We start from the raw sequence: 12,051 nt of genomic DNA, 5'->3' as shown, positions 1-12,051 counted from the left end.
TTAGTCGACTTTCGCGACAGTCGACTTTCGCGCGAAGCGCGGGGTTTCCCGCGATCGGATCCAAGAGCAGTCGACCAGAAGAGCAGTCGACTAACAGTCGACTCTACAAATGGGGTGTAGAACACAAAATGCGGTGTAGAGCACGAAATGGGGTGCAGAGCCGCACAAAGCGATGTGGAGCACGCGGACGGCAGAGCGCCCTCAAGTTCCGCCACTGCGGCGCCGATACAGCAGCCATGTCCCATGACCTGCTCAACCGGATCGACCAGCGGACCCGACTGGCCGGCCACAATCGCCTGGCGCTGCTGCTGTTCCGTCTCGGCGGACGTCAGCTTTTTGGCGTCAATGTCTTCAAGGTGCAGGAGGTCCTGCGGCGCCCGGAGCTGTTCCAGGTGCCCGGGCTGCCCAGCCAGTTCTCAGGCGTGGCCGACGTGCGCGGCCGCTCGGTGCCGGTGCTGGACCTCGGCCTGGCCATCGGCCATCCCGAGCGCGAGCCGGAGGCGGACACCTCGCCCGGCTACCTGGTCGTGACCGAGTTCAACCGCTCGATCCAGGGCTTCCTGGTCAGCGGCGTGGAGCGCATCGTCAACATCGCGGTGGAAGACATCCATCCGCCGCCGGAGCTGGGTGCCGAATCGAGCTACCTGACCGCCGTGACCCGCTTCCAGGGCGAGCTGATCCAGGTCATCGATGTCGAAAGCGTGCTGGCCGACATTGCCCAGGTGCGCGGCGAGGCGGTGCTCGACCCGGCGATGGCGATGCCCTCGGACGGCCCGCAGCTGCAGGTGCTGGTGGTGGATGACTCGCGCGTCGCCCGCCAGCAGATCCGCAGCGTGCTCGACCAGCTGGGCGTGGGTGCCACCCTGCTCTCCGACGGCAAGCAGGCGCTGGACCACCTGCTGCAGATCCACGCCTCGGGCGAGAACCCGGCCGAACGCTACGCCATGGTCATCTCGGACATCGAGATGCCGGCCATGGACGGCTATACGCTGACGACGGAAATCCGGCGCCATCCGGGCCTGGCCGGCCTGTATGTGCTGCTGCACACCTCGCTGTCGGGCGTATTCAACAATGCGATGGTCGAGCGCGTGGGCGCCAACGCCTTCGTCGCCAAATACTCGCCGCACGAGCTGGCCGATTTCGTGCTGGACCGCCTGCGCAAGGTGGCGATGGCGGCGTAAGGCCGCGTCACGGGTCTCCGCCGGGCATGGCCCGGCGCTACCACAACCTTCCCCACCCCTGGGGTAGCGCCGGGCCATGCCCGGCGACGCGATGTCGCGCGCACTTTGGCACACCCCTTGCAGCTTCCCGGGCAACGTTCCCGTGGGAGTGCACCGTGCGCAACCTGATTACCGACTACCTGGGCGTCCATGCCCAGGCCATGCCGTTGCGCGAACAGCGGATGAAGCTGATCGCCAGCAACCTCGGCAATGCCGACACTCCCGGCTACAAGGCCCAGGACCTGGACTTCGATGCCGCCCTGCGCCATGCCCAGGGGCTGGATGCCAACGGCCTGATGGCCACCACCCACGAGCAGCACTACGAAATCAGTAGTGGCCTGAACCCGTTCCAGATCGCGCGCGAAGGCGTGCAGCCCAGCCTGGACGGCAACACCGTCGATCCCGATGCCGAGCGTGCGGCCTATGGCCGTGCCGCGCTCGAGTACCGCGCATCGCTCAGCTTCGTCGAGAGCAAGGTGCGTTCCATGTTGACCGCGATCACGGGGCAATAAGCCATGAGCAACCTGCCGATCTTCGATATCGCCGGCTCCGCGCTGCAGGCGCAGTCGGTGCGCATGAGCACCATCGCCTCCAACCTCTCCAACGCCGACACCGTCGCCGGCTCCGCCGACGCCGTGTACAAGCCGCTGGAGCCGATCTTCCAGGCCGTCACCAGCAAGAACGATCCGAACATCACCTCGGTGAAGGTGAAGGAGATCACCCAGAGCGATGCGGCGCCGATCAAGCGCTACGAGCCCGGCCATCCGCTGGCCGACGCCGACGGCTACATCTACCAGCCCGACGTCGATCCGGTGGCGCAGATGGTCAACCTGATCTCGACGTCGCGCAATTACCAGGCCGGCGTGGAGATGCTGACCACCGCCAAGGAACTGGCCCTGGCCACCCTGACCATGGGCCGCTGAGGCCCGCAGTACCGGATACCGCCATGACCACCGCCGTCAACAACCAGACCAACCAGGACGTCTACACCGCACTCGGTCTGAACGCCCCGAACAGCAACGCCACCAAGAAGAAGAACACGCTGGACCAGGCCGATTTCCTGCGCCTGATGACCGAACAGCTGCAGCACCAGGACCCGCTCAAGCCGATGGACAACACGCAGATGGTCGCGCAGATGGCGCAGATGTCCACCGTGCAGGGCATCACCGATCTGAACAAGACGGTGAAGGGTTTCCAGGAATCGATGGCCAGCGACCAGGTGCTGCGTGGTGCGGCGCTGGTCGGCCACCAGGTGCTGGTGCCGTCGGAAAAGCTGGTACTGGAGAAGGAAGGCAACGTTGAAGGCACGGTGGCCGCACCCTCGGCCGGCATCATTACCGTCGACATCACCGATGCCACCGGCGCCAAGGTCACCTCGCTGAGCGTGGAAGCCAAAGCCGCCGGCGAGACCGCGTTCCAGTGGGACGGCAAGGATGCCAACGGCAAGCGCATGGAGCCGGGCAAGTATTCCATCGTCGCCAACCACGTCGACACCGCCGGCAAGAGCACCAAGTTGTCCACCTACGTGCAGGCGCCGGTGGAAAGCGTGACCGTCGGTTCCGACGGCCTGTACCTGAACCTCAAGGGCCTGGGCACGGCCCCGATCGACTACGTGCTCCGCGTCAGCTGAGCCGCACACCCCGCACTTACCAGGAGCATCCCATGGGCTTCAATGTCTCGCTGTCCGGCATCAATGCCGCCAATTCTGACCTGAGCGTCACTGCCAACAACGTCGCCAACGTCAACACCACCGGCTTCAAGGAATCGCGCGCCGAATTCGCCGACCTGTTCTCGGCCACCGGTTACGGGCTGTCGAAGAACGCCGTGGGTTCGGGCGTCCGTGTCTCCAACGTTGCCCAGCAGTTCAAGCAGGGCCACAACGAACAGACCGGCCGCAGCCTGGACATGGCCATTTCCGGTGAGGGGTTCTTCACCATGAACATGAACGGCACCCGCGTGTACTCGCGCGCCGGCAACTTCCAGACCGATGCATCGGGCTACGTGGTCAACCCGCAGGGCGCGCGCCTGCAGGTGTTCGCACCGAATGCCGACGGCACCAACTTCGATGCCGGCCGCATGGTCGACCTGCAGCTGCTGACCACTGACAGCCCGCCGAAGCAGACCAGCGAAGTGAAGGTCGGCTTCACCCTGCCGGCCAACGCCAAGCAGCCGACCGTCACCACCTTCGACCCGACCGACTCCAACAGCTACAACCACTCCAGCGGCGGCATCACCGTGTACGACTCGCTGGGCGTGAGCCACATCCAGGTCTCGTATTTCGTGAAGGGTGCCAATCCGAACGAGTGGACCGTGCGCAATTACGTGGACGGCCAGCCGGCCGGCGCACCGACCCCGGTCACCTTCGACAACAGTGGCAAGCTGGTCGCACCGGCCAGTGGCAAGGTCAGCCTTGGCACCTTCACCCCGACCACGGGCGCTGGCGTGCTGAACATGACGCTGGATATCAACGGCTCGACCCAGTACGGCGAGAAGTTCGCGCTGCGCAACACCCAGCAGGACGGCTATGCCGCCGGCAAGCTCAATGAGATCACCGTGTCGGAGACCGGCGTGGTCTATGCCCGCTACTCCAACGGCGCCGACAAGCCGCTGGGCCAGGTCGCGCTGACCACCTTCAACAATCCGCAGGGCCTGGAATCGAAGGGCAACAACCTGTGGGTGGACACGTTCAGCTCGGGTACGCCGCGCACCGGCATGCCGGACACCTCCAACCTCGGCAAGATCCAGGCCGGTTCGCTGGAAGCATCCACCGTCGACCTCACCGAGCAGCTGGTCAACATGATCACCGCGCAGCGCAACTTCCAGGCCAACGCACAGATGATCACCACCCAGGACCAGATCACCCAGACCGTCATCAACATCCGTTGATGAACTGCTGACCCCGTCTCGGAACTTCCCGCATGGATAAAGCCCTCTACGTGGCGATGACCGGTGCCCGCGCCTCCCTGCAGGCGCAGGGTACGCTCAGCCACAATCTCGCCAATTCGGACACCCCTGGCTTCAAGGAAGCGCTGGCCAACACCGAAGCCTTCCCGATCAAGGGCCCGGGCTTTGCCTCGCGGGTGGATGCACTGCACGTCGACGCCGGTTTCAGCCGCCGGCCCGGCGCGCAGCACATCACCGGCAAGCCGCTGGACCTGGCGCTGCAGACCGGCACCTGGCTGGCCGTGCAGTCCACCGATGGCACCGAGGCGTACACGCGCGGCGCCGCACTGTCGGTCACGCCGAACGGGCAGCTGGTGACCTCCGGCGGCCGCCCGGTGCTGGATGACAACAACAACCCGATCGCCATTCCGCCCTACCAGGCGATGGAGATCGGTGCCGACGGCACGATCTCGATCATTCCGCAGGGCGAGGGCCCGCAGACGATGGCGCAGGTCGGACGGATCAAGGTGGTGCAGGCGCCGGACGAGCGCCTGGAGCGCGGCCTCGATGGTCTGTTCCGCAACACCGATCCGCGCCAGCCGTTCGCACCTGCGCAGGGCACGGCCGTGCACAGCGGCCAGCTGGAAGGCAGCAACGTCGATGCGGCCGGTGCGCTGGTACAGATGATCCAGCTGCAGCGCCAGTACGAAATGCAGGTGCAGGTGATCAAGCACGGCGACGACAACGCGCGCAGCGCCAACAGCCTGCTGCGCCTGGGCAGCTGACGGAATTCCGGCGCCGCTTGAATGCGGCGCTGGCACACCGCTTGCACACCCGAAGACAAGGGCCGCAGCGCGCGGCCGGCTCCACCAGACAGGACACCGAAGATGAACCAGGCATTGTGGATCGCGAAAACCGGACTGGATGCGCAGCAGATGCGCATGTCGGTGGTTTCCAACAACCTCGCCAACACCAACACCACAGGCTTCAAGCAGGACCGTGCCAGCTTCGAGGACCTGCTGTACCAGCAGGTGCGCCAACCCGGCGGCTCCTCCTCCGCACAGACACAGCTGCCGACCGGCCTGCAGCTGGGCACCGGCGTGCGCGTGGTCGCCACCGCCAAGAACTTCGAACAGGGTGGCCAGCAACAGACCGGCCGCGCACTGGACGTGATGGTCAACGGCCGCGGCTTCTTCGAAGTACAGATGCCCGATGGCAGCTCGGCCTATACCCGTGATGGCTCGTTCAAGATCAACCAGGACAGCGAGCTGGTCACCAACAGCGGCTACCCGGTGCAGCCGGGCATCCAGATTCCCGAAGGCGCGCAGTCGGTGACCATCGGTACCGACGGCACCATCAGCGTGAAGATGGCCGACGGCGCCGCCTCGGTGGAAGTGGGCGCGCTGACCCTGACCGATTTCGTCAATCCGGCCGGCCTGCAGGCACGTGGTGAAAACCTGTTCCTGGAGACCACCGCATCGGGCCCGGCGCAGAACGGCAATCCCGGACTCAACGGCCTGGGCACCGTGGTGCAGGGCGCGCTGGAGGGCAGCAACGTCAACGTGGTGGAAGAGCTGGTGTCGATGATCGAAACCCAGCGCGCCTACGAAATGAACGCCAAGGCGATTTCCACCACTGATTCGATGCTCGGCTACCTCAACAACAAGCTCTGACCGGCCAACCCGGGAAACCGCCATGTCGCCTATTTCCAACTTCGCCCGCACTGCCCTCGCCTGCGCCGTGGCTGCCCTGCTCGGTGGCTGCGTGATTGCCGGCGATGTGCGCCCCTATCCGGCACTGGCACCGATCCAGCCGATCATGCCACCGCAGGCCGAACCGACCGCAGGCGCGATCTATGCGGCCGGTCCGACCCTGCAGTTGTATTCGGACCGTCGCGCACGCGATGTCGGCGACCTGCTGACCATCACCCTGCTGGAAAACACCACCGCGCAGACCAGTGCCAACACGGCCACCAACAAGGAATCCAACCTCAGCCTGGGCACGCCCTCCATCCTCGGCGCGCCGGTTACGCTGGGCGGCAAGGACATCCTGAGTGCGACGGCCAAGGGCGCGCGTGACTTCACCGGCAAGGGCAACAGCGCGCAGAGCAACCGCCTGCAGGGCAACGTGACCGTGACCGTGGTGCAGCGCCTGCCCAACGGCAACCTGGTGGTGCAGGGGCAGAAGAACCTGCGCCTGAACCAGGGCGACGAGCTGGTGCAGGTACAGGGCATCGTGCGCCCCGGCGACATCAGCGCGGACAACACCGTGCCTTCCAGCCGCGTGGCTGAGGCACGCATCGTCTACGGCGGCCGCGGCCCTGTCGCGCAGTCCAACGCAATGGGCTGGCTGAGCCGCTTCTTCAACTCCGGCCTGACGCCGTTCTGAGTATGGCCATGAAACTCTTCTTCTCTTCTTCCTGGCAGCGGCGCACGGCGTCGTTCGTCGCATTGATGCTGCTGATCGTTGCAGCCCCGGCCAGCGCCGAACGCATCAAGGACCTGGCCCAGGTCGGTGGCGTGCGTGGCAATGCGCTGGTGGGCTACGGCCTGGTGGTGGGCCTGGACGGCAGCGGCGACCGCACCAGCCAGGCACCCTTCACCGTGCAGAGCCTGAAGAACCTGCTCGGCGAGCTGGGCGTCAACGTACCGCCGAACGTCAACCCGCAGCTGAAGAACGTGGCGGCGGTGGCGATCCACGCCGAACTGCCGCCGTTCGCCAAGCCGGGCCAGCCCATCGACATCACCGTGTCCTCGATCGGCAACGCGGTGTCGCTGCGCGGCGGTTCGCTGCTGATGGCCCCGCTGCGGGGCGCAGATGGCCAGATCTATGCCATCGCCCAGGGCAACCTGATCGTGGGTGGCTTCGGTGCGCAGGGCAAGGATGGCTCGCGGGTTTCGGTGAACGTGCCCAGCGTCGGCCGCATTCCCAATGGCGCCACCGTGGAGCGTGCCCTGCCCGACCCGCTGGCCAATGGCGGCGAGATCACCCTGAACCTGCACAACAACGACTTCACCACCGTCTCGCGCATGGTCGCTGCGCTCAACAATGCGTTCGGCGAAGGTGCGGCACGTGCGGTCGATGGCGTGACCGTGGCGGTCACCGCACCGACCGATCCGGGTGCACGCATCGGCCTGCTGGCGCGCATCGAGAACCTGGAACTGACCCCGGGCAGCGCCCCGGCCAAGGTGGTGGTCAATTCGCGTACCGGCACCGTGGTCATCGGCCAGCAGGTGCGGGTCGGGCCTGCCGCGATCTCGCACGGTTCGCTGACCGTGACGATCCAGGAAAACACCAATGTCAGCCAGCCCAACGCGCTGTCCGCCGGCCGTACCGTAGCCAGCCCGCAGTCGACCATTACCGCCACCAATGACGGCAGCCGCATGTTCAAGTTCAGCGGCGGCACCACCCTGGACGAGATCGTGCACGCGGTGAACGCGGTAGGCGCGGCACCGGGCGATCTCATTGCGATCCTGGAAGCCCTGAAGCAGGCCGGCGCCCTGAGTGCCGAGCTCGAGGTGATCTGACATGCGCATCAATCCCGCATTCGATCTGCACCCGGCGCAACAGAATGATCCGGCCAAGATCGACAAGGTCGCGCGACAACTGGAAGGCCAGTTCGCGCAGATGCTGGTCAAGAGCATGCGTGACGCCAGCTTCGGCGACTCGCTGTTCCCCGGCGAGAACAAGATGTTCCGCGACATGTACGACCAGAAGATCGCCGAGGCGATGACCCGCGGCAAGGGCCTGGGCCTGTCCGGCATGATCAGCCGGCAGCTGTCCGGCCAGGCCGCCGACGGCCCGGCGCTGGATACCCGCGTGGATCCGGCCAAGGCCAGTCGTGCCTATCAGCTCAATGCACCGGCCAAGCCTGCGCCGTCGCTGCCGTTGGAAGACGGCAGCCAGGCCGTGCGCATGCTGCAGCAGATGGCGGCCGGCGCACAGTCGGGCGCACACGCGGCGGTTGCGCCGATGGAACAGGCGCTGGACCTGATCGCCGGGCGCGAAAGCAGCAGCATGCACCGCTCGCTGGGCACCGAAGATCCGTACATCAGCAGCCTGCAGGGCGAGGACTGGGCCGCCAACAGCGATCAGTGGTCGGCCACCGCCAGCAACCGCGGCACGGCCATCAGCCCGGCCGATGCGATGGCTACCCGCACCGCCGTCGCCCAGCTGGGCGAGCACACCCCGGAAGGTTTCGTCGCCAGCATCTGGCAGCATGCGCAGCGTGCAGCCAAGGAGCTGGGTGTGGACGCCCGCGCCCTGGTCGCCCAGGCGGCGCTGGAGACCGGTTGGGGCAAGCGCCACATCAAGCATGCCGACGGCAGCACCTCGCACAACCTGTTCGGTATCAAGGCCAATGGCTGGAACGGCCAGCGCGCCGTGGCCGGCACCCACGAGTATGTCGATGGCGTGCGCCGCAACGAGACCGCCAGCTTCCGTGCCTACAGTTCGCCGGCCGAGAGCTTTGCCGACTACGTGCGCCTGCTGAAGACCAGCCCGCGCTACCAGCAGGCCCTGCAGGCCGGCACCGATGTGCAGGGCTTCGCCCGTGGCCTGCAGCGGGCCGGCTATGCCACCGACCCGCGCTACGCGGCCAAGATCGCCGCGATCGCCGGCGGACCGACCATCGAGCGTGCCGTCAGCGCCGTGGCAGACGCCGGCTCGCGGCTTGGCCAGACCTTCGCCAGCACCGCAACCGCGGCGCTGGGTATCACCCGTCGTTGAGGAACCCCATGTCCAGCGTACTTTCCACCGGTACCGGTGCCCTGCTCGCCTTCCAGCGTGCGTTGGCGACCACCAGCCACAACGTGGCCAACCTCAATACCCCGGGCTACAGCCGGCAGAAGGTCAACTTCGCCACGGCTGATCCCCAGAACTACGGCTACGGCACGGTCGGCAACGGCACCCGCATCACCGACATCCGCCGTACCGCCGACCAGCTGGCGATCTCGCGCCTGCTCGACAGCAGCGGCGAGCTGGCGCGCCTGAAGCAGCTCTCCGGCATGGCCGACCGGGTCAATTCGTTGTTCTCCGACGCGGCAACCAACGTGTCCGGCGTCTGGTCGAAGTTCTTCGATTCGGTCAGCGGCCTGTCCTCCAATGCGGCCGGCACCGCCGACCGCCAGAACATGCTGGACGGTGGCAAGGCGCTGGCCAACCGCTTCGTGCAGCTCAACACGCACCTGAACAACCTCAACAGCGAGGTCAACAACGGCCTGCTGGCTGGTGCCACCGAGGTCAACCGGTTGGCGCAGGAGATCGCGCAGATCAACGGTGCGATCGGCACCAACATCGCTACCGCCGCACCGGACCTGCTCGATCGCCGCGACCAGCTGATCACCCAGCTGATCGGCTACACCGGTGGCACCGCAGTGATCCAGGACGGCGGCATCATGAACGTCTATACCGCCGGCGGAAACGCGCTGGTGGTCGGTACCACGGCAACCAAGGTCACCACCGTTGCCGACCCGTACCAGCCGGAGCGGCTGCAGCTGGCGCTGGAAACGCAGGGCAACACCATCCGGCTCGACCCGAAGGCGGTCGGTGGCCAGATCGGTGGCCTGCTGGAGTTCCGCGACACCGTGCTGACGCCGGCCCAGGCCGAACTGGGCAAGCTGGCGGTAGGCCTGGCCGAGAGCTTCAACCAGGTGCATCACCAGGGCGTGGACCTGTATGGCCAGCTGGGGGGGGACTTCTTCAACATCGGCAACCCACGCGTCACCGCCAACAATGCCAACACCGGTACCGCAAGCCTCAGCGCCGCCTATGGCGATCTCGGCAAGCTGGACGCGCAGAACGTGGTGCTGCAGTTCGATGGCACCAACTGGAAGGCCAGCCGTGCCGACACCGGCGCCAACGTTCCGCTGACCGGCACCGGCACGGCTGCCGATCCACTGGTGATCAACGGCGTCAAGCTGGTGGTCGGCGGTACACCGGCAGCCAACGACCGCTTCCTGCTGCAGCCGACCGCAGGCGTGGCTGGCAGCATGGAAGTGGCCATCACCGATCCCTCGCGCATCGCCGCCGCCGCGGCGGTGAAGGGCGCGGCGGCGACGTCCAACACCGGCACCGGCAAGCTGAGCGGTGTCACCGTCAGCGATTCGACCAACGCCAACCTGCGCAATCCGGCCGCGATCGTGTTCACCTCGGCCACCACCTACACCATCGATGGTGGCCCGCCGCAGACCTACACGCCCGGCCAGACCATCAGCGCCAATGGCTGGAGCTTCGTGCTGGACGGTGCGCCGAAGGTCGGCGACACCTTCAACATCACCCCGACACCGGCGGGCTCTTCGGACAACAGCAACGCCTCCAGGCTGTCCAAGGTGGAGAGCGCCAAGGCGTTCAACAGCGGCACGGTCACCCTCAACGGCGCCCTGGGCGGCCTGACCACCCAGGTCGGTGCAGCCGCCCGCTCGGCGGAGTATTCGCTGGAAGCGCAGCTGGTGATCAATGACAAGGCGCAGGAAGCGCGCGATGAAGTGTCCGGCGTCAACCTGGACGAGGAAGCGGCCGACATGCTGCGCCTGCAGCAGGCTTACCAGGCCGCGTCGCAGCTGATCTCCACCGCTGACAGCATGTTCCAGACCATCCTGGGAGCCGTCCGTCGATGAGCAGCCGTATCTCCACCAGCATGATGTTCAACCAGTCCGTGTCGCTGATGATGGCCAAGCAGGCCAAGCTCAGCCACCTGGAGCAGCAGATCGCCACCGGCAGCAAGATCGTCAGCGCCAAGGACGATCCGGTCGCCGCGGGTGCTGCCGTGGGGCTTGACCGCAGCCTGGCCGCACTGGACCGGATGAAACTCAATGCCGGCAACGTGCAGAACCGGCTGGGCGTGCAGGAAAACACCCTGGCCCAGGTCAACGACCTGATGGCGCGCGTCAACGACCTGACCATCCAGGCCAGCAATCCCGCGCTGGGCGCCGCCGACAAGAAGACGCTGATCACCGAATTGAACCAGATCCGCGAGGGCCTGCTGTCGCTGGCCAACGCCGACGACGGCACCGGCCGTTACGTGTTCGGCGGCACCAACGATGGCGATCCGCCGTTCGCCAAGATCAATGGCAAGGTGGTCTACCGTGGCGACCAGACCCAGCGCCAGATTGAAGTCGGACCCGACACCTATGTGCGGGATGCCCTGCCCGGCAGTGAAATCTTCATGCGCATTCCTACCGGCGACGGCTTCGTCGATGGTGGCGCCGCGGCCGCCAATACCGGCAACGGCGTGCTGACCAACATCACCCGCGATGGCAGCGACAGCTGGAACGGCCAGTCCTTCAGCATCCGCTTCACCGCCGCCGACCAGTACCAGGTACTGGACGGCGCTGGCAACGTGACCGGCACCGGCACCTTCAAGGCCGGTGACAACGTGGAGGTCAACGGTGTACGCCTGCAGATCACTGGCGCACCTGCTGCCGGTGACAGCTTCAACGTGAAGCCGGCAACCAGCCGCGACATCTTCGACACCATGGACAAGCTGATTGCCGCGCTTGATGCCGACACCGGCACCACCGCGAAGATGAGCGCGCAGCAGAACGAACTGCAGAGCGCCCTGCGCGATGTGGCCCGTGCGTCGGAACGGATGATCGATTCGCGCGCGGCCGGCGGTGCGCAGCTGAAGGCACTGGACAATGCCGCCGACATGCGCGAAGCCAACAGCGTGACCCTGAAGACCACGCTGTCGCAGATGCGCGACCTGGACTACGCCGATGCGCTGAGCCAGTACCAGCTGCAGAGCACCGCACTGCAGGCGGCACAGACGATCTTCTCGCAGATGCAGTCGATGTCGTTGTTCAACAAGATCCGCTGACGCTTCGCAAGCGTCACCCCCTGAAGGCCGCGATGCCCTGCATCGCGGCCTTTTTCGTTCCTGCGTGCCCGTTCCGTCGCGCTCGCCGGGCGTGGCCAGGCGCTACCGGAAAGGTGCTCCTGCGCATTTTGC

General features: G+C 66.2%; 12 protein-coding genes. All 12 read left to right on the top strand.

The features are described 5' to 3' along the window. Window positions 1-236: 236 nt before the first annotated feature. The 12 genes from ACZK29_RS10175 (at window position 237) to flgL (ending at window position 11,919) form a co-directional block, all read left to right on the top strand. Window positions 237-1,181 carry a chemotaxis protein gene (locus ACZK29_RS10175; RefSeq protein WP_106549951.1) on the top strand — a complete coding sequence of 315 codons (945 nt, stop codon included), beginning with the start codon at window positions 237-239 and terminating at the stop codon, window positions 1,179-1,181. A 155-nt stretch (window positions 1,182-1,336) separates the two neighbouring features. After that, window positions 1,337-1,732 (top strand): flagellar basal body rod protein FlgB, encoded by a 396-nt coding sequence (flgB, locus tag ACZK29_RS10170; RefSeq protein ID WP_111202660.1) that lies wholly within the window; start codon window positions 1,337-1,339, stop codon window positions 1,730-1,732. A 3-nt stretch (window positions 1,733-1,735) separates the two neighbouring features. Further along, window positions 1,736-2,143 carry a flagellar basal body rod protein FlgC gene (flgC, locus tag ACZK29_RS10165; protein ID WP_033835497.1) on the top strand — a complete coding sequence of 136 codons (408 nt, stop codon included), beginning with the start codon at window positions 1,736-1,738 and terminating at the stop codon, window positions 2,141-2,143. 23 nt (window positions 2,144-2,166) lie between these two features. Next, window positions 2,167-2,850: a flagellar hook assembly protein FlgD gene (locus ACZK29_RS10160; RefSeq protein WP_005413273.1), complete on the top strand. Its 684-nt coding sequence runs from the start codon at window positions 2,167-2,169 to the stop codon at window positions 2,848-2,850. A gap of 32 nt (window positions 2,851-2,882) precedes the next feature. Then, window positions 2,883-4,106, top strand: a complete 1,224-nt coding sequence (flgE, locus tag ACZK29_RS10155) for a flagellar hook protein FlgE (RefSeq protein ID WP_106549949.1) — start codon at window positions 2,883-2,885, stop codon at window positions 4,104-4,106. Window positions 4,107-4,138: 32 nt separating this feature from the next. Continuing rightward, the gene (locus tag ACZK29_RS10150; RefSeq protein WP_164146397.1) at window positions 4,139-4,888 is read left to right on the top strand and encodes a flagellar basal body rod protein FlgF; all 750 of its coding nucleotides are present in this window, start codon (window positions 4,139-4,141) and stop codon (window positions 4,886-4,888) included. A gap of 102 nt (window positions 4,889-4,990) precedes the next feature. Then, window positions 4,991-5,776 (top strand): flagellar basal-body rod protein FlgG, encoded by a 786-nt coding sequence (gene flgG / locus ACZK29_RS10145; protein WP_005409571.1) that lies wholly within the window; start codon window positions 4,991-4,993, stop codon window positions 5,774-5,776. Between the two features lie 22 nt (window positions 5,777-5,798). Then, entirely contained in the window at window positions 5,799-6,491 is a 693-nt protein-coding gene (gene flgH, locus ACZK29_RS10140; protein ID WP_164146396.1) for a flagellar basal body L-ring protein FlgH, read from the top strand. 2 nt (window positions 6,492-6,493) lie between these two features. Beyond that, complete coding sequence (locus ACZK29_RS10135; RefSeq protein ID WP_478447003.1) at window positions 6,494-7,630, top strand: flagellar basal body P-ring protein FlgI; 1,137 nt, start codon at window positions 6,494-6,496, stop codon at window positions 7,628-7,630. Between the two features lies 1 nt (window position 7,631). Next, window positions 7,632-8,831 (top strand): flagellar assembly peptidoglycan hydrolase FlgJ, encoded by a 1,200-nt coding sequence (flgJ, locus tag ACZK29_RS10130; RefSeq protein ID WP_111202663.1) that lies wholly within the window; start codon window positions 7,632-7,634, stop codon window positions 8,829-8,831. 8 nt (window positions 8,832-8,839) lie between these two features. Next, window positions 8,840-10,720, top strand: a complete 1,881-nt coding sequence (gene flgK / locus ACZK29_RS10125) for a flagellar hook-associated protein FlgK (protein ID WP_049432138.1) — start codon at window positions 8,840-8,842, stop codon at window positions 10,718-10,720. Further along, window positions 10,717-11,919 (top strand): flagellar hook-associated protein FlgL, encoded by a 1,203-nt coding sequence (gene flgL, locus ACZK29_RS10120; RefSeq protein ID WP_164146395.1) that lies wholly within the window; start codon window positions 10,717-10,719, stop codon window positions 11,917-11,919. The genes flgK and flgL overlap by 4 nt, the downstream gene beginning before the upstream one ends. The last annotated feature ends 132 nt before the right edge of the window (window positions 11,920-12,051 follow it).

This window comes from Stenotrophomonas sp. 89682_Sma, from assembly GCF_056481405.1.
This window is presented reverse-complemented; position numbering and strand designations above follow the sequence as displayed.

Coding starts and splice junctions, on each gene's coding strand:
- flgC (WP_033835497.1), top strand. CDS start 1,736: ATGAGCAACCTGCCGATCTTCGATATCGCCGGCTCCGCGCTGCAGGCG.
- ACZK29_RS10175 (WP_106549951.1), top strand. CDS start 237: ATGTCCCATGACCTGCTCAACCGGATCGACCAGCGGACCCGACTGGCC.
- ACZK29_RS10150 (WP_164146397.1), top strand. CDS start 4,139: ATGGATAAAGCCCTCTACGTGGCGATGACCGGTGCCCGCGCCTCCCTG.
- flgG (WP_005409571.1), top strand. CDS start 4,991: ATGAACCAGGCATTGTGGATCGCGAAAACCGGACTGGATGCGCAGCAG.
- flgH (WP_164146396.1), top strand. CDS start 5,799: ATGTCGCCTATTTCCAACTTCGCCCGCACTGCCCTCGCCTGCGCCGTG.
- flgE (WP_106549949.1), top strand. CDS start 2,883: ATGGGCTTCAATGTCTCGCTGTCCGGCATCAATGCCGCCAATTCTGAC.
- flgK (WP_049432138.1), top strand. CDS start 8,840: ATGTCCAGCGTACTTTCCACCGGTACCGGTGCCCTGCTCGCCTTCCAG.
- ACZK29_RS10160 (WP_005413273.1), top strand. CDS start 2,167: ATGACCACCGCCGTCAACAACCAGACCAACCAGGACGTCTACACCGCA.
- ACZK29_RS10135 (WP_478447003.1), top strand. CDS start 6,494: ATGGCCATGAAACTCTTCTTCTCTTCTTCCTGGCAGCGGCGCACGGCG.
- flgJ (WP_111202663.1), top strand. CDS start 7,632: ATGCGCATCAATCCCGCATTCGATCTGCACCCGGCGCAACAGAATGAT.
- flgL (WP_164146395.1), top strand. CDS start 10,717: ATGAGCAGCCGTATCTCCACCAGCATGATGTTCAACCAGTCCGTGTCG.